This window comes from Stenotrophomonas nematodicola (assembly GCF_009467805.1).
Lineage (GTDB): Bacteria > Pseudomonadota > Gammaproteobacteria > Xanthomonadales > Xanthomonadaceae > Stenotrophomonas > Stenotrophomonas nematodicola.
This window is the reverse complement of sequence record NZ_WIAY01000010.1, coordinates 1-16701: the sequence shown is the minus strand read 5'-3', so window position 1 is coordinate 16701 and position 16701 is coordinate 1. Positions and strand designations below refer to the sequence as shown.

Genomic DNA, 16701 nt, shown 5'->3' with positions numbered 1-16701 from the left:
GGAAAGCGGCTTACGTCACGCGTTCGGCGGCATCGGCCAGCAGCTGCCAGAGCTTCAGCACGGTGCGCAGTTCGTCCATCGACAGCGCACCGAACACGTCCTCGCGCAACCCGATCAGCTGCGACTCCAGCTCGCTGACCAGGGCCTCGCCCTTGTCGGTCAGCCACAGCAGGTTGGCGCGGCGGTCGCTGGCATCGCATTCGCGGCGCACCAGATCGCTGGCTGCGAGTTTGTCCAGCAGACGCACCAGTGACGGGCCTTCCATGCCCAGTTGCTGGGCCAGCGTCACCTGGCGGATACCCCCACCGGCGCGCCCGATCATCAGCAGCGGCATGGTGCACGCGGCGGAAATGCCATAGCTGCCCAGGGCCTGGTCGGCCAGACGCTGCCACTGCCGCCCTGCGTAGAGCAGGCCGGAGCTGAGCTGCATCTGCAGCTGGGTACGTTCGTCGAGGATGCGTTTCATGGCAGATAGATAGGATACTACTAATTTCCATCCTATCAATAGCCGTGCCCCAACCGCCGCCCAACGGCAGCCCACCGGAACCGGGCGCCGGCGGCATGGCGGGGGACGCCCGAGGGGTCTCTCGGGTACGATGCTCGCCCCCCTTCGGGTGCTGTATGTAATGAGCGAAAAAGACAACGACGCCACCCCGGTCACCCAGGCCGATGCCGAATCGGCCGTGCGCACGCTGCTGCGCTGGGCCGGTGAAGACCCCACCCGCGAAGGCCTGTTGGATACGCCGCGGCGTGTCGCCGAGGCCTATGGCGACTGGTTCAGCGGCTACCGCGACGACCCGCGCGCCTACATGGAGCGTACCTTCGAGGAAGTGGCCGGCTACGACGAACTGATCGTGCTGCGCGACATCGAGTACGAAAGCCACTGTGAACACCACATGGCGCCGATCATCGGCCGCGTGCACGTCGGCTACCTGCCGGCGGGCAAGGTGGTGGGCATCAGCAAGCTGGCCCGCGTGGTCGAGGCGTATGCGCGCCGCTTCCAGGTCCAGGAAAAGATGACCGCGCAGATCGCCCAGTGCATCCAGGACGTGCTGCAGCCGGTCGGCGTGGGCGTGGTGGTGGAAGGTGCGCACGAGTGCATGACCACCCGCGGCATCCACAAGCGCGGCGTCAGCATGGTCACCTCCAAGATGCTGGGCAGCTTCCGCGAGGACGCGCGCACCCGCGCCGAGTTCCTGCGCTTCATCGAAGTGGGCGGCAAGCGCTGAACCTGCCGCGCGCCCGGCACCTTGGTGCCGGGCCGGTACCCTTCCTGCTGCGCGGCGTCTGGCTGCGCGGTGTTCTTCCGGATGTCCTGGCTGCATGAAGCACCGCGAACGCATCACCCGTTACCGCGCCCTGCGCGAACAGCCCCAGTGGAAGCTGCTGGCCGCTGCCAACGCCCCGGAGATCATCGGCCTGCTGCAGAGCCTGCTGATGGACGGCGAACGCACCCTGCCGGCGGCCGCACTGCATGAACGCCTGCAGCGCGCGCTGGACCAGCTCAACGGCGAGGAGCTGTCGCGCGAGCTGCCGCGTACCGCCCAGGCCTACATCGCCCATTGGCTTGCCCAGGGCTGGCTGGAGCGGCGCCTGCCCGACGGCGCCGACCAGGAGCAGTACGAACTGTCCACGCAGGCACTGCAGGCGATCCGCTTCGCCGACAGCCTGGAACAAAGCCGCGTGGCGGCCACCGAAAGCCGCCTGGCGCTGGTGATCGAGCAGCTCTCGCAGCTGGCCGCCCAGACCGAATCCAATCCCGATGCGCGCCTGTCGGCGCTGCGCGACGAACGCGACCGCATCGATGCGGAGATCGCACGGGTGGGTGAGGGCCGGGTGGTGGCCCTGGACGGCAAGCGCGCGCTGGAACGTGCGCGCCAGATCATCGGCCTGGCCGACGATCTCACCGAGGACTTCCGCCGCGTCCGCGATGATTTCGAGCGCCTCAACCGCGAGTTCCGCGAACGCATCATCGACGATGAAAGCGAGCGTGGCGACGTGCTCTCCAAGCTGTTCGAGGGCGTGGATGTGATCGGCGACAGTGATGCCGGGCGCAGTTTCCAGGCCTTCTGGCGGCTGCTCAACGACGCCGAGCAGAGCGCCCAGCTCGATGCCGCGCTGGAGGCGGTGCTGGCACGCGGCTTTGCCCGCAAGCTGGACCGCAACGAGCGCGCCTTCCTGCGCGGCTTCACCGGCACCATGCTCGACCGCGGCGGCCAGGTCCACGATGTGCTGCAGCATTTCGCGCGCAGTCTGCGCGGGTTCGTACAGAGCCGTGGCTACCTCGAGCAGCGCCGCCTCAACCAGCTGCTGAAGCAGGCACAATCGGAGGCCCTGGCGCTGCGCGATGATTTCGCCGCCCAGCGCCCGATCGGCCGCGATCTGCAGCTCACCACCAGCCGCCTGCGCTCGTGGTCGCAATGGAAGCTGCACGACCCGCGCAGCGCGCAGGTGGACGGCAGCGTGCAGCGCAACGACGCGGCCAGCATCAGTCTGGAAAGCGTCGGTGACCTGGTGGCGTCGTCGGAAATCGACTTCCGCACCCTGCGTCGCGACCTGCACGAACTGCTTGGCGCGCAGCCGCGGCTCAGCATCGCCCAGGCCCTGTCGCAGCGCGAGGCGCCGCAAGGGCTGGGCAGCGTGATCGGCTACCTGTCGCTGGGCACCCGCCACGGCACCGTGGTGCACGGCGAACAGGAAACCGCCCATTGGCGTGGCGGCGATGGACAGTGGCGACGCGCCCGCATCCCGCTGGTTTGGTTCACCCAGGAGAAACGCCATGAACTGGCATGAAGATTCCCATGACGTCGCCCCCATCGACGGGGCCGCAGACGATCACGATGCCGAACCGGTGGTGGTGACGCCGCTGCCGCGGCGAAGCAATGACGTGTTCTACATGGGCGACACCGGGCGTCTGCCGCTGGATGGGCGCCGCGCGCTGTGCCAGCTGCTGATCGGCCCGAGCATCGACCAGCTGCGCCACGCCAAGCTGTGGCCGGCGCTGATCCGCAATGAGGCCGCGATCCGCTCGGCGCTGTCGGACCTGTTCCTGGAACTGGTGCTGGATCGCGACAGCGGCGTGGCCTTCACCCGGCAGGCCGACACCGAGGACATCGATGCACCGGTGCTGCTGCGCAGCTCGCCGTTGACCTTCATCGACTCGGTGCTGCTGCTGTACCTGCGCCAGCAGCTGGCCGAGGCCGATGCGCGCGGCAACCGCGCGGTGGTGGCCGACAACGAGATGGCCGAGGCTCTGGCCATCTACGAAAAGAACCTGTCCACCGATCGCGCCGGCTTCAATCGACGCGTGGCCGCGGCGGTGCAGAAGATGAAGGAGAACCACATCCTGACCCGCCTCGCCGGACAGGACGACCGCCACGAAGTGTCGCCGGCATTGAAACTGCTGTTCTCCGCCGAAGACGTCTCCGCGCTGTCCCATGTGTACCGCCAGTTGCGCGACACCCCCGCAGCAAAAGCCTGAACGGACCACCGATAACGCATGGCCATTTCCAAGCACACCCCCGCCCTGTTCAATGACGGGCTGCCCGATCCGCGGCTGCAGCAGTTCCGCATGCGGCGCCTGCAGGTGCACAACTGGGGCACCTTCAACGGCCTGACCGAAGTGCCGATCGCCGAGCGCGGTTTCCTGTTCGTGGGCCGGTCCGGCTCGGGCAAGTCGACCTTGCTCGATGCCATGTCGGCGATGCTGGTGCCGCCGTCGATCGTCGACTTCAACGCCGCCGCGCGCGAAGCCGAACGCAGTGGCCGCGACCGCAATCTGGTGTCCTACGTGCGTGGCGCGTGGGCAGACCAGCAGGACCGCGGCACCGGTGAAATCGCCACGCAGTACCTGCGCAAGGGCGCCACCTGGACCGCCCTGGTGCTGGAATACCGCGCCGGTGATGGCCGCGTGGTCAGCCTGGTGCGCCTGTTCTGGATCGCCGGCAACGGCGCCGCCGCCGCCGACGTGCGCAAGCACTACCTGATCGCCGAACGGCCGTTCGACATCGCCAAGGACCTGGGGGGCTTCGACCTGGACCTGCGCAAGCTCAAGCAGCGCCTGGGCGACGTGCACCACTTCGACAGCTTCACCGGCTATGCCGAACGCTTCCGCCACCTGCTCGGCATCGACAACGACATGGCGCTGCGGCTGCTGCACAAGACGCAGTCGGCCAAGAACCTGGGCGATCTGAACGTCTTCCTGCGCGATTTCATGCTGGATACGCCGCGGACTTTTGATGCCGCCGAGCGCCTGGTCAGCGACTTCGCCGAGCTGGACGGCGCCCACAAGTCAGTCGTCACCGCCCGGCGCCAGGTCGAAACCCTCCTGCCGGCACGTGCCCTGTACGCCGAGCTGAAGGCCATGAACCTGCAGCGTGCCGATGAGGAAACGCTCAAGCTCGGCCTGGACAGCTTCCGCGAATCGCGACTGCAGCAGCTGCTGGAAAAGCGCCTGCAGGCCATCGACGTGCGCCACCGCGGGCTGCTGGGAGAAGAAACCCAGCGCCGCCAGGCGCTGGCGAACCACGAGGAGCACCTGGCCGGCCTGGAACTCCAACGTCGCCAGCAGGGCGGCGAGCGCATCGAGGAGCTGGAACGCGAGCATGGCCGCGCCCAGGCCGAGCGCGACCGGCGCCAGGCCAAGCGCGGGCAGGCGCAGCAGGCAGCCGAAGCGCTGCAGGCCGTCGTGCCCGATGACGCCCACGGCTTCGCACAGCTGATCGCCCGCGCACAGGCTGAGCTGGACAATCGCCAGCAGGCGGCGGCCGCGCTGGACGATGCCATCACCGAACGCCTGGCCGGCAAGCAGGACGACACCCGCCGCTTCGGCGAGGTCCGCGCCGAACTGGAGGCGATGGAGCGCAATCCGTCGAGCATCCCCGCGCCACTGCAGAAGCTGCGCAGCCGGCTGGCCGAGGAAACCGGCGTGCCCGAGGCGGCGCTGCCGTTTGTGGGCGAACTGATCCAGGTCCGCCAGGAGCAGGGCGCCTGGCAGGGCGCGATCGAGCGCGTGCTGTTCGGCTTCGCGCAGTCGCTGCTGGTGGAAGACAAGCACTACAACGAGGTCAACGCATGGGTGAACCGCACCCAGCTTGGCATGCGGCTTACCTATTACCGGGTGCGCCGCAACGACGACGCGATCGCCCGCGAGCCCTCCGCGCGCTCGCTGCTGCACAAGCTGGAGTTCCGCGACAGCGTGTTCGAGCCGTGGCTGCGCCGTGAACTGGGCAAGCGCTACGACTACGAGTGCGTGGACGCGAAGCAGCTGCGTGATGTGGACCGTGGCATTTCCCGCGAAGGCCAGGTCAAGCATCCGGGCGACCGGTTTGAAAAGGACGACCGCAACGCCATCAGCGACCGCCGGCGCTGGCTGCTCGGCTTCAGCAACAGCGACAAGCTGGCGCTGTTCCGCAAGGAAGCGCAGGCGCTGGCGCAGCGCATCGCCGAATGCGACGAGGATATCGCGCGGCTGCGCGGCCAGCGCGACCGCGACAACGACCGCCGCCTGGCCTGCAACCAGCTGGTCAACTTCGTGTGGGAGGAAGTGGACGTCGCCACGGCACTCCAGCGCCTGGACGACATCGCCTCCTCGCTGCGCGAACTGAAGGAAGGCAACGCCGATCTGGCCCGCCTGGCGCAGCAGATCGACCAGGCCCGCGCGGACATCGCGCAGGCCCGCCGCACCTACGAAGACACCCGCGTCGAACTCATCCAGCTCTCCCGCGAACGCGACAAGCTCGATGCCCAGCGCCAGCGCAGCCGCGCCCTGGTACTGCCGGCGCTCGGCGCCACGCAGGAAGCAGGGCTGCAGCAGCGCCTGGACCTGCTGGGTGGGCTCAGCCTGGAAACCCTCGAAGCGCACATGCGCGAGATCAGCAAGGGCATCAACGAAAGCCTGGCCGCCTCGCAGCACGAGGTGCATCGTGTCGAGACCCAACTGGTGGCCTGCTTCCGGCGCTTCGCCCAGGCGTGGCCGGAGGAATCGGGCGACTTCACCGCGTCGGTCGCCTCGGCCGACGACTTTCTGGCCCGCCTGCAGCGCCTGGAGCGCGACGGCCTGCCGCAGCACGAAGAGCGTTTCTTCGACCTGCTGCAGAACCAGAGCAAGAACAACCTGCTGGCCCTTCAGCGGCACAGTGCCGAGGCCCGCAAGTCGATCGGCCAGCGCCTGGACGAGGTCAACGCCTCGCTGGAGCAGGTGCCCTTCAACCGCGGCACCCTGCTGACCATCGAACTCAGTGACCGCCGCCTGCCGGAAGTGCTGGAGTTCCACCAGCAGCTGCGTGAAGTGCTCTCGCACCACCAGACCGAAGAGCGCGAGGTGGCCGAGGCACAGTTCGCCGTCCTGCGTGAGCTGGTCAAACGCCTTGGTTCACAGGAGGGCGAGGACCGGCGCTGGCGCGAGAACGTGCTCGACGTGCGCCTGCACGTGGAGTTCATCGGCGTCGAGCTGGACGCGGCCACCCGCCAGCAGGTGGAGATCTACCGCAGTGGCGCCGGCAAGTCCGGTGGCCAGCGGCAGAAGCTGGCCACCACCTGCCTGGCGGCCGCGCTGCGCTACCAGCTGGGTGGTGCCGAGAGCCAACTGCCCAGCTATGCCGCCGTGGTCCTGGACGAAGCATTCGACAAGGCCGACAACGAGTTCACCGCCCTGGCGATGAACATCTTCGAGAACTTCGGCTTCCAGATGGTGGTGGCCACGCCGCTGAAGTCGGTGATGACGCTGGAGCCGTTCATCGGCGGCGCCTGCTTCGTCGAGATCAGCGGCCGCCACGACTCCGGCGTGCTGCTGATCGAGTACGACGAAGAGGCCAAGCGGCTGAAGCTGCCCGAACGCAGCCGCCAGCAGGACGCCGAACCGGTCGCCTGACCGGCCGGCCACGCCCGCGCACCCCGGGGAGAGCCGACCGATGGGAGGCTCCAACCGGGCGGCGCCCCGCGCGACGGGGTTATCCGCCGAAGGTATCCCAGCCCATCCGGGCGATCAGCACCACTACCAGGCCGACGAACAGCTTGCGGATGAACGGCGTGCCGCCGCGCAGCGCCAGCCGCGTGCCGACCACCGAGCCGACGATGTTGGCGGCGGCCATCGGCACCGCGAACAGCCACAGGATGTTGCCGGTGGGCACGAAGAACGAAATGGCCGCCAGGTTGGTGGCCAGATTGACCACCTTCGACGCGGCCGAAGCGCGCAGAAAGTCCAGCCCGAAGAAGCGCACGAACAGGAAGATCAGGAAGCTGCCGGTGCCCGGTCCGAAGAAGCCGTCGTAGAAGCCGATCACCGCGCCGATGGCCAATGCGGCGGCCAGCTCCCTGCGGCCGATCTCGCGCGGCCGGTGCAGTGCGCCGAAGTCCTTCTTCCACAATGTATAGCCCAGCATCGCCACCAGCAGCACCAGCACCAGCGGGCGCACCGCATCCTTGGGCAGCAGGCTGACCGCTGTGGCCCCGGCAAACGAAAACACGAAGGCGGTGCCTGCCGCGAACAGCACCGGTCGCCACGGGAAGCGCACATTGCGCGCATAACGCACGGCCGCGGCCGCGGTGCCGAACATTGAACTGAACTTGTTGGTGCCAAACAGCATCGCCGGTGTCTGCTGCGGCAGCACCGTGAACAGGCCCGGCAGCTGCACCAGCCCGCCGCCACCGACGGCGGCATCGACCAGACCGGCGATGAAGGCAATCGCCACCAACCACAACAATTCAGGGGGAACCAGCTCGAACACGGCAGGGCATCGTGGCGTAAAGCGCGCCAGCATACGCCCGGCAGGACCCCGCAGGTAGAGCCGGTCGTTGGTCGGCAGCTCACCGGCGATGACGGTGGTCGACGCAACAGCGTCGCGTCACAATGTCCGCATGACCCATTCCGACCCCTGTCCCTGCGGCCGACCACTGGCGTATGTCGCCTGCTGCGGCCGCGTCCACGCCGGTGAGGCCGCAGCGGATGCCGAAGCGCTGATGCGCTCGCGCTACAGCGCCTATGTAAAGCAGTTGCCGGACTACCTGCTTGCCAGCTGGCACCCCGATACCCGCCCCCCCACGTTGTCGCTGGACGACGCGGACGGCCAACGCACCCGCTGGTTGGGCCTGACCGTCCACGAGCACACCGTATCGGACCCGGACCACGCCCGGGTACGTTTCACCGCACGCTACAAGGTGGGTGGCGGCAGCGCGGTCAAGATGCTCGAACACAGCCGTTTCGTCCGCGAGGACGGCCGCTGGTACTACCTCGACGCGCTGCCCTGAGCCGCCTCGCTGCTGCGTACCGCCACGGGGCGCTGCTGGCCGTGCGCGCGCACGCAATTGCGGCCGGCGTCCTTGGCCGCATACAGCGCCTGGTCGGCGGCCTTGATCACGGCCTGCGGGCTGTCGCCAACGCGGCTGTCGGCCACGCCGATGCTGACCGTCACCTGCACCACTTCGCCACCGCCGCCACGGCCGCGCTGCAGGCGGCCCACCGCGTCGTCGCGGGTCCGCGCCGCGCGGTCGCGCAGTGTCATGCGGGCGTCTTCCACCGTCGCCCGGATCGCCTCCACCGCTGCCACGCAGGCCGGGGCAGTGCGGTCCAGGAACACCAGCGCGAATTCTTCGCCGCCGTAGCGGAAGGCCCGCCCGCCGCCGCCCACACCTGCCAGCCGCGCCGCTACCAGCCGCAGCACGTCATCGCCGATGTCATGGCCGTGGGTGTCATTGAAGCGCTTGAAGTGGTCCACATCGACCATCGCGATCGTGTACGTGGCGCCCACGCGCTGCAGGCATTCGTTCAGCGCCCGCCGGCCGGGCAGGCCGGTCAGCTCGTCGCGGAAGGCCATGTGGAACGATTCCTGCACCATCGCCGATACCAGTGCCAGCAGCGCCACGCTGGTCAGCGCGGGCAGCAGCGCCGGCGACAGGAAGATCCGCGGCAGCATCGCCCACACTGCCAGCAGCGCCAGCAGCATCGCGGTATGCAGGGCGCGTGGTGCGCGCACGGCCTGCACCGACAGCGTGATCGCAGCGACCACGAAGGCCAGCGTCGGCAGTTGCGCCAGTCGGCTCAAGCCGGTCGGCAGCCACGCCCAATGGCGGTTGGACAGCAGATCGTGCATGCCCTGCGGCCCCTGCGCGGCCAACAGCGCGAAGATGCCCAACGCCAGGCCGCTCAGCACCGCGCGCAGCAGCAGGTCCTGGCGCAGGCGTCCGCGCTCGGGCCAGAGTCCATGCAGCACAAACAGAACGGGCAACCACAACGCGACCGCATGGAAGGTCAGCGGCGTGGTGGCAGAGACCACGCCATCGCGCAGGAAGCCGGCCACCAGACCGTGCAGCAACGCGAAGGCCAGCGCGATCGCCAGCAGCAGGCACAGCGCCCGCACCCGGTTGTAGACCAGGGCCACGCCCACGCCAAGGCAGGTCAGCAGCAGGGGCAGCAGGCGGTGCACCGGGCTGCCGACCTCCTGCGCCGGGGTGGCCGACCACAGCACCAGCCCGGCAAGCACGGCGGGCAGTACGAACAGATAGTGGCTGGGCTGGCGTAGCAGGTGATTCCGCAAGGACGGTTCCACAGAGCGGGCCGGCGCGCCGTGGCTGCATCGTGCAAACCGGACCACACAGGCGATGGTCCTCCCGGTAGCGGCCGATGCGCATTCAACTTGAGCTGCGTAACGCGGCGTGAGCCGTGCCATGACGTTGCGCTCACCCGCGCTGTTCGATCCTGATCGCGATGAATACCGCCGTCGCCCCACCGCCGCCGACCACCGACCCATTGGCCGCGGCACTGGCCGCCCGCTACGCCGGCATCCGTGCCCGCAGCGTCGCGCTGGCCGCACCGCTCAGCGCCGAAGATGCGATGGTGCAGAGCATGCCGGACGCCAGCCCGACCAAGTGGCACCTGGCCCACACCACCTGGTTCTTCGAGCGCTTTGTGCTGGCCAACCGCCCGGGCTATACGCCGTTCAACCCCGACTGGCACTACCTGTTCAACAGCTACTACCAGAGCATCGGCCCGGCGCACGCGCGCCCGCAGCGCGGCCTGCTCTCGCGCCCGTCGCTGCAGGAGGTGCTGCACTACCGTGCCGAGGTCGACCAGCAGGTGATCGCTCTGGTGCAGGCCGGTGTGCTCGATGCCACCACACACCATCAGCTGCTGCTCGGCCTGCAGCACGAACAACAGCATCAGGAGCTGCTGCTGACCGACATCAAGCACGCGCTGTGGTGCAACCCGCTGCAACCGGCCTACCGTGATGATCTCGCCTGTTCGCCCAGCACGGCCGTGCCGCTGCGCTGGCAGGAAAGCCCCGAGCAGATCGTGGAGATCGGCGCCCCGGCATGGCCAGCCCACGCCGGGTTCGCCTACGACAATGAGTCGCCCGTGCACCGGGTGCTGGTGCCCGCACACGCGCTGGCCAACCGGCCGGTGAGCAACGACGAGTACCGCCAGTTCGTGGCGGCCGGTGGCTATCGAGAGCCGGCGCACTGGATGAGCGAGGGCTGGGCGCTGTGCCAGGCCGAGCACTGGCAGCATCCGCTGTATTGGGACGATGCCCTGCAGCGCGAGTTCACCCTGGGCGGCTGGCGTGCGCTCGACCCGCACGCGCCGGTCTGCCACCTCAGTTATTACGAAGCCGATGCCTACGCGCGCTGGCGGGGCCTGCGCCTGCCCACCGAGTTCGAATGGGAGGCCGCCGCCGCAGGTCAGCCGGTCGACGGTCACTTCGCCGACGCCGATCGACTGCACCCTGCCGGCGGCCGCGAGGCCCCGCTGCAGCAGCTGTTCGGTGATGTCTGGGAATGGACCAGCAGCGCATATGGCGCCTATCCCGGCTTCCGCCCCTTCGCGGGCCATCTCGGCGAATACAACGGTAAATTCATGAACGGTCAATGGATCCTGCGCGGCGGCAGCTGCGCCACACCGGCCGGACACGTCCGCGCCAGTTACCGCAACTTCTTCGCCCCCTCGGCGCGCTGGCAGTTCGCCGGCCTGCGCCTGGCCCGGGACGCCGCATGAGCACGGTCAGCGACGCACTCGAAGCGCTCACCGACCTGCAGCCCGACCGCGCCCGCATCACCGCCGATATCGTGCAGGGCCTCTCCATCCGGCCGCGCCAGTTGCCGTCCAAGTACTTCTACGACACCCGTGGCTCGGCGCTGTTCGAGCAGATCACCCGCCAGCCCGAGTACTACCCGACACGCACCGAGCTGAAACTGCTGCAGGACTGCGCGCACGACATCGCCAAGGTGGTCGGCCCGCGCCTGCATGTGGTCGAGCTGGGCAGCGGCAGCGGCCGCAAGACCGAACTGCTGTTGCACGCGCTCACCGATCCGGTCGCCTATACCCCGATCGAAATCTCGCGTGCCGCCCTGCTGGCCAGCATCACGCGGCTTGCCCAGGCCTTGCCGGACATCGAGATGCTGCCGGTCTGCGCCGACTTCACCCGCCCGGTGCAGGTGCCGGCGCCGCAGCGCCCGCCGGCCCGTCGGCTGCTGTTCTTCCCCGGCTCCACGCTGGGCAATTTCGCCCATGCCGATGCCGTGGCGCTGCTGCGGGCCATGCGACAGACAATGGGCGCTGATGGCCTGGCCCTGATCGGCATCGACCTGCACAAGGATCCGGTGCTGATCGAATCGGCCTACAACGATGCCGCGGGTGTCACCGCCGACTTCACCCTCAACCTGCTGCGCCGGCTCAATCGCGAGATCGGCAGCGACTTCGACCTCGACGGCTTCCGCCACCGGGCCCGTTACAGCGTGCCGCGCCTGCGCATCGAGACCGAATTGGTCAGCACCCGCGCCCAGACCGTGCACGTCGACGGCCGTGCGTTCGACTTCGCCGACGGCGAGGCGATGACGGTCGAGTACAGCCACAAGTACACCGATGCGTCATTTGCGTCATTGGTCGCCGAGGCCGGCCTGCGCGCGAGCGCGGCGTGGAACGCTTTTGAGCCGGCCTTCGGCCTGCGACTGCTGCAGCCGGCTTGAACTGCGCGCGCACCGTTATGATGCAGGTCCACTTGGCTGCAAGGATTTCCGCCAATGAGGCTCTACACCGGCTGGCTGCTGGGCGCGATGTGCCTGGCCAGCGCCTCGGTTGCCGCCGCGCCGCAGGACGATCTGGACCGCTGCCTGGCCACACTGGAACCGCAGGCGCTCAAACAGGGCATCAGCGCTGACGGATTCACACGCCTCACCGCCGGTCTCACCCCGGACCTGAGCGTGTTGCCGCTCCTGGATGCCCAGCCCGAGTTCACCACGCCGCTGTGGGACTACCTCGCCGCGCTGGTGGACACCCAGCGCGTGGACGATGGCCGTGCGCGTCTCTCCCTGCATCGCGATCTGCTCGCCACGGTATCGGCGCAGTACGGTGTCGATCCCGCCACCATCGTGGCCGTGTGGGGGGTGGAAAGCGACTACGGTCGCGTCTTCGGCAAGCGCCCGCTGCTGCAGTCGCTGGCCACGCTGTCCTGCAACGGCCGTCGGCAACCGTTCTTCCGCGGCGAGCTGCTGGCCCTGCTCAGGCTGCTCGACGCCGGTGAGCTCCAGGCAGAGGGACTCACCGGCTCCTGGGCCGGTGCGTTCGGGCATACCCAGTTCATGCCGTCCACCTACGCTCGCATCGCGGTGGACGGTGATGGCGACGGTCGCCGCGATCTGGTCGCCAGCATCCCCGATGCCCTGGCCTCCACCGCCAACTACCTGGCCAAGGCCGGCTGGCGGACCGGCCAGCCCTGGGGCCTGGAGGTCAAACTCCCGACCGGCTTCAACGCATCGCTGGCCGGCCGCACCCAGCGCAAGCCACTGGCCGCCTGGCGCGCGCTGGGCATCGTCCCCGTGGCCGGCGGCGCGCTTGCCCCGGACGGCCTGCCCGCCGACAGCAACGCCGCCCTGCTGCTGCCGACCGGCGCCACGGGACCGGCCTGGCTGGTGTTCCGCAACTACGACGCGATCTACGCCTACAACGCCGCAGAGAGCTATGCCCTGGCCATCGCCACCCTGTCCGACCGTCTGCGCGGCGGGCCGGGCATCGTCGCGGCCTGGCCCACTGACGATCCCGGCATCGGCCGCAGCGAGCGCCGTGAGCTGCAGACCCTGCTGCTCGCACGTGGCCACGACATCGGCGCCGCCGATGGCATGATCGGCACCGCCACCCGCCGCGCCATCCAGATCGAACAGCAGCGCCTGGGCTGGACCGCCACCGACGGCCGCGCCGGCCAACGCATCCTCACTGCATTGCGCAGTGCGCCTCCCATTCCGATCCCTTCGACCACCACCATGCCCGCATCCACTGTGTTCACCCTCCCGCCCAACCACGCCCGCCTGGTGCAGTCTCCGGCCGGCCCTGGCGCCGCCCTGCCCAAGGTCGAGGGCCTGAGCCTGGGCACCGTGCAGGGCTTCCCCGTCTGGAAGGTGGACACCCCGTTTGCCAGCGCCGCCATATCGGTGTTCGGCGGGCAACTGCTGTCCTATGTTCCCAAGGGCGGCAAGGATCTCCTGTGGCTGTCTCCCAGCGCGCAGCCGATGCCCACCCCGATCCGGGGCGGCAGCCCGGTGTGCTGGCCGTACTTCGGCCGCCAGGGGCAGGGCACCGACGTGCCCTCGCATGGGTTCGTGCGCAACGTGGCGTGGACGCTCAAAGAGGCGCGCCGCGAAGCCGACGGCACCGTACTGCTCACCTTGACCCCGCCGCCGCTGGACAACCTGGTGCTGCGCCTGACCATGCAGTTGCGCATCGGCCGCACGCTGGAGCAGCGCCTGATCACCGAGAACAGCGGCAGCCAGCCGGTCAGCTTCACCCAGGCCCTCCACAATTACTTCCGGGTGGACGACGCCACGGCCGTGGACGTGCAGGGGCTGGATGGCCTCACCTATCTGGACAAGTTCGAGAACTACGCCACCCCGCGCGTGCAGCAGGGCGACTGGAACCTGCGCGACCCGCGCGATCCCGGCCGCAGCGACCGCATCTATACCGGCGCTGGCGGCCGCTACGTGCTCAAGGACCCCGGGCTGAAGCGGCGCATCGAAGTCACCACCCAGGGCAGCCGCTCGCTGGTGGCCTGGAACCCGGGCCAGGCGGGGGCGGCAGGCATGGCCGACGTCGGGGCAGGCTGGCGCAACTATGTGTGTCTGGAGGCCGCCAACGCCGGTCCGGATGTCATCACCCTGCCGGCCGGCGCCAGCCACACGCTCACCCAGACCTTCCGCGTGCTGCCCCTGTAATCCCCCAGCCGACGCCCGGACGGGCGAACCGGTGCTTCTCCCTCCAGGAACGAGTCATGTCCGATACCCCGTGGTACTACGCCGATCACCAGCAACAGCGGCAGGGACCGCTGCCCGCTGTGCAGCTCCAGCACCTGCTGGGGCAGGGCCAGATCACCGCCGACACCCTGGTCTGGCGGCAAGGCATGCCGCAATGGGAGCCCCTGCACAGCGTGGCCGAGCTGGCGATGACCGCGCCGACGCCGGTCGAGCCGTCCCAGGATCCCTATGCTGCGCCGGCATCTGCCGTCGATGCCCGCGCCATGCCGGCGCACGCCCCACTGGTGGACGGGCAGCAGGCGTATGCCGCCTTCGTCGGCAGCAACTTCCCGGTATACCGCCGCAAATGGCGGCTGGACCTGGCGCCCCACGGTCAGGCGGCCAGCGCCACCGCCTGGAGCTGGCCGGCCTTCCTGTTCGGCGCGTTCTGGATGTTGTATCGCCGCATGTACGCGCAGGCCGCCATGTGGATCGGCGCGCTCACCGTCCTGTCCATTCTGGAAACCCTGGCCGGGGCCAGCGACAGCGTATCGCTGGTGGTCACCGTGGCGACCAGCGTCGCGGCCGGTTCCGTGGGCAATTACCTGTATCTGCGGCATGCCCAGCGGATGATCGCGTTGGCCCAGGCACGTCATCCCGGTGACGCGACGGCCCAGCACGCCGCACTGGCTGGCCTGGGCGGCACCCGCTGGTCGGCGGTGTTCGTTGGCATGGCCATTTATGTGGTGCTGATCGGCGCGTTGACCTTCCTGCTGGATCCCTGATCCGGCTCAGCCGCGCGCTGCGGACGGCCGCAGCACCAGCAAGCAGATACCCCCGGCCACCAGTCCCCAGAAGGCCGAACCGATGCCGGCCAATGACAGCCCCGACGCGGTGACCAGGAACGTCACCAGGGCCGCTTCGCGGTCGGCCTCCTCCCGCAGCGCCATCGACAGGCTGTTGGCGATCGTGCCGAACAGGGCAATGCCGGCCACGCAGGCCACCAGCTCCTTGGGGAAGGCCGCGAACACCGCCGCCACCGTCGCACCGAACAGGCCCACCAGAATATAGAAGCCGCCGGCGGCCACCGCGGCGGTGTACCGGCGCGCGGGATCCTCATGCGCCTCCCGGCCCATGCAGATCGCGGCGGTGATCGCCGCCAGGTTGAGTCCGTAAGCACCGAAGGGCGCCAGCAGCGTGTTCACCACGCCGATCCAGCCGATCACCGGCGACACCGGCGTGTCGTAGCCGGATGCGCGGATGACGGCCACGCCGGGAATGTTCTGCGAAGCCATCGTCACCACGAACAGGGGCAGCGCAACGCCGATCACCGCCGCCCACGACAACGTGGGCCAGGTGAACACCGGCGTGGCCAGTTGCAGGCGGACATCCTGCAACTGCAGCAGTCCTTGGCCGGCAGCCACGGCAATACCCACGCCCAGCGTGGCGATCACGGCATAGCGCGGGAACAGCCGGCGCCCGATCAACCAGGTGGCGAACATGGCCAGTGCCATGCCCAACTGCGTCTGCATGGACACGAACACATCCAGCCCAAAGCGCAGCAGTACACCGGCCAGCATGCCTGCGGCCAACGCCATCGGTACCCGCTGCATCAGCCGCGCGAAGATCCCCGAGAAGCCGGCGATCATGCCCAGCACCGCTGCCAGCACGAAGGCACCGATCGCATCGCTGTAGCCCACCGCACCGGCACCGACCACCAGCATGGCCGCGCCTGGCGTCGACCATGCTGTCACCACGGGCACGCGGTAGCGCAGCGACAGGCCAATACAGGTGATGCCCATGCCCAGTCCAAGCGCCCACATCCACGAGGCGATCTGCGCCTGCGATGCGCCCATCGCGCGCGCGGCCTGGAACACGATCACCGCCGAGCTGGCAAAGCCCACCAACACCGTAATGAAGCCGGCCATCACCGCAGGCAACGACATATCGCGCAACAACGAACGCTTGGCTACCGCAGACATCGCATGCATCCCTGACGACAAGACATGCATTGTTAGCAAGCCTGCGGCAGCACGCGCAACGCGCGTGCTGCCGCGGCTGCAGATGAGCAGCACGCATTGATGACGCGTCGATGAAAAAGATCGAAGAAAAGCCTTGACGAATTTTCAGAAGTCTTTAGTATTCGCTCCCTCGCTGCGACGCGGTCTTCACCCCGGTGAACACCCAACCAAGGCGGCGGCAACATCCTTCGAAAGAAGGTGTTGACGGAAACGAAAAGTCTGACATAATAGGCGGCTCGCTTCGACGAAAAGACCTCCGGGTCGCACGACGAAGCAGCATCGGCAACAACGTCCACTTCGGTGGGACGACCTTGAAAAAAGGTGTTGACGAGGCGGAAAAGTCGGCTATAATGGGCGGCTCGCAACGACGGAAACGTCGGGGCACACGGAGGAAGGCGCTGAGGCCGACTCCAAGGTTCTTTGACAGTATGCGCAGGTATCTTGTGAAGGCGCCTGCAGGAAGGATGAT

General features: G+C 68.4%; 13 protein-coding genes. 9 read left to right on the top strand and 4 right to left on the bottom strand.

What is annotated here, in order from left to right; translation table 11 throughout:
- Window positions 1-10 precede the first annotated feature (10 nt).
- Window positions 11-466 (bottom strand): MarR family winged helix-turn-helix transcriptional regulator, encoded by a 456-nt coding sequence (locus GDJ08_RS19140; protein ID WP_017354739.1) that lies wholly within the window; start codon window positions 464-466, stop codon window positions 11-13.
- Between the two features lie 160 nt (window positions 467-626).
- On the opposite strand from GDJ08_RS19140, the gene folE reads away from it, so the two are divergent.
- The 4 genes from folE to GDJ08_RS19120 all read left to right on the top strand — a co-directional run bounded on the left by folE (window position 627) and on the right by GDJ08_RS19120 (window position 6871).
- The gene (gene folE, locus GDJ08_RS19135; RefSeq protein WP_017354738.1) at window positions 627-1229 is read left to right on the top strand and encodes a GTP cyclohydrolase I FolE; all 603 of its coding nucleotides are present in this window, start codon (window positions 627-629) and stop codon (window positions 1227-1229) included.
- 94 nt (window positions 1230-1323) lie between these two features.
- Entirely contained in the window at window positions 1324-2793 is a 1470-nt protein-coding gene (locus GDJ08_RS19130; protein ID WP_017354737.1) for a DUF3375 domain-containing protein, read from the top strand.
- Window positions 2780-3481 carry a DUF4194 domain-containing protein gene (locus tag GDJ08_RS19125; RefSeq protein WP_017354736.1) on the top strand — a complete coding sequence of 234 codons (702 nt, stop codon included), beginning with the start codon at window positions 2780-2782 and terminating at the stop codon, window positions 3479-3481. Before GDJ08_RS19130 ends, GDJ08_RS19125 begins: the two co-directional genes overlap by 14 nt.
- An 18-nt stretch (window positions 3482-3499) precedes the next feature.
- Window positions 3500-6871 carry an ATP-binding protein gene (locus tag GDJ08_RS19120; protein WP_153165508.1) on the top strand — a complete coding sequence of 1124 codons (3372 nt, stop codon included), beginning with the start codon at window positions 3500-3502 and terminating at the stop codon, window positions 6869-6871.
- Window positions 6872-6950: 79 nt separating this feature from the next.
- On the opposite strand, the gene GDJ08_RS19115 is transcribed toward GDJ08_RS19120, so the two are convergent.
- Window positions 6951-7727, bottom strand: a complete 777-nt coding sequence (locus GDJ08_RS19115; RefSeq protein WP_136006881.1) for a sulfite exporter TauE/SafE family protein — start codon at window positions 7725-7727, stop codon at window positions 6951-6953.
- A 130-nt stretch (window positions 7728-7857) separates the two neighbouring features.
- Between GDJ08_RS19115 and GDJ08_RS19110 the strand changes: the two genes are divergently transcribed.
- On the top strand, window positions 7858-8247 hold the full coding sequence (locus GDJ08_RS19110; protein ID WP_153165507.1) for a YchJ family metal-binding protein: 390 nt from the start codon (window positions 7858-7860) through the stop codon (window positions 8245-8247).
- Here the strand turns inward: GDJ08_RS19110 and GDJ08_RS19105 are convergent.
- Window positions 8226-9533: a GGDEF domain-containing protein gene (locus tag GDJ08_RS19105; RefSeq protein WP_153165506.1), complete on the bottom strand. Its 1308-nt coding sequence runs from the start codon at window positions 9531-9533 to the stop codon at window positions 8226-8228. The two genes, GDJ08_RS19110 and GDJ08_RS19105, sit on opposite strands and share 22 nt — an antisense overlap.
- A 170-nt stretch (window positions 9534-9703) precedes the next feature.
- On the opposite strand from GDJ08_RS19105, the gene egtB reads away from it, so the two are divergent.
- From egtB to GDJ08_RS19085, 4 genes are all read left to right on the top strand, one after another.
- Window positions 9704-10987: an ergothioneine biosynthesis protein EgtB gene (gene egtB / locus GDJ08_RS19100; RefSeq protein WP_229296585.1), complete on the top strand. Its 1284-nt coding sequence runs from the start codon at window positions 9704-9706 to the stop codon at window positions 10985-10987.
- Window positions 10984-11958 (top strand): L-histidine N(alpha)-methyltransferase, encoded by a 975-nt coding sequence (gene egtD, locus GDJ08_RS19095; protein ID WP_153165505.1) that lies wholly within the window; start codon window positions 10984-10986, stop codon window positions 11956-11958. The genes egtB and egtD overlap by 4 nt, the downstream gene beginning before the upstream one ends.
- An 87-nt stretch (window positions 11959-12045) precedes the next feature.
- Window positions 12046-14193 carry a lytic murein transglycosylase gene (locus GDJ08_RS19090; protein WP_153165533.1) on the top strand — a complete coding sequence of 716 codons (2148 nt, stop codon included), beginning with the start codon at window positions 12046-12048 and terminating at the stop codon, window positions 14191-14193.
- 56 nt (window positions 14194-14249) lie between these two features.
- Window positions 14250-14996, top strand: coding sequence for a GYF domain-containing protein (locus GDJ08_RS19085; protein WP_153165504.1), 747 nt, complete (start codon window positions 14250-14252; stop codon window positions 14994-14996).
- Window positions 14997-15002: 6 nt separating this feature from the next.
- Here the strand turns inward: GDJ08_RS19085 and GDJ08_RS19080 are convergent, their stop codons facing one another.
- Complete coding sequence (locus GDJ08_RS19080; protein WP_026070633.1) at window positions 15003-16193, bottom strand: benzoate/H(+) symporter BenE family transporter; 1191 nt, start codon at window positions 16191-16193, stop codon at window positions 15003-15005.
- Window positions 16194-16701: the final 508 nt, after the last annotated feature.

Bases quoted from the DNA above. Each gene is read 5' to 3' on its own strand.
- GDJ08_RS19140 (WP_017354739.1), bottom strand. From the start codon at position 466: ATGAAACGCATCCTCGACGAACGTACCCAGCTGCAGATGCAGCTCAGC.
- folE (WP_017354738.1), top strand. From the start codon at position 627: ATGAGCGAAAAAGACAACGACGCCACCCCGGTCACCCAGGCCGATGCC.
- GDJ08_RS19130 (WP_017354737.1), top strand. From the start codon at position 1,324: ATGAAGCACCGCGAACGCATCACCCGTTACCGCGCCCTGCGCGAACAG.
- GDJ08_RS19125 (WP_017354736.1), top strand. From the start codon at position 2,780: ATGAACTGGCATGAAGATTCCCATGACGTCGCCCCCATCGACGGGGCC.
- GDJ08_RS19120 (WP_153165508.1), top strand. From the start codon at position 3,500: ATGGCCATTTCCAAGCACACCCCCGCCCTGTTCAATGACGGGCTGCCC.
- GDJ08_RS19110 (WP_153165507.1), top strand. From the start codon at position 7,858: ATGACCCATTCCGACCCCTGTCCCTGCGGCCGACCACTGGCGTATGTC.
- egtB (WP_229296585.1), top strand. From the start codon at position 9,704: ATGAATACCGCCGTCGCCCCACCGCCGCCGACCACCGACCCATTGGCC.
- egtD (WP_153165505.1), top strand. From the start codon at position 10,984: ATGAGCACGGTCAGCGACGCACTCGAAGCGCTCACCGACCTGCAGCCC.
- GDJ08_RS19090 (WP_153165533.1), top strand. From the start codon at position 12,046: ATGTGCCTGGCCAGCGCCTCGGTTGCCGCCGCGCCGCAGGACGATCTG.
- GDJ08_RS19085 (WP_153165504.1), top strand. From the start codon at position 14,250: ATGTCCGATACCCCGTGGTACTACGCCGATCACCAGCAACAGCGGCAG.
- GDJ08_RS19080 (WP_026070633.1), bottom strand. From the start codon at position 16,193: ATGTCTGCGGTAGCCAAGCGTTCGTTGTTGCGCGATATGTCGTTGCCT.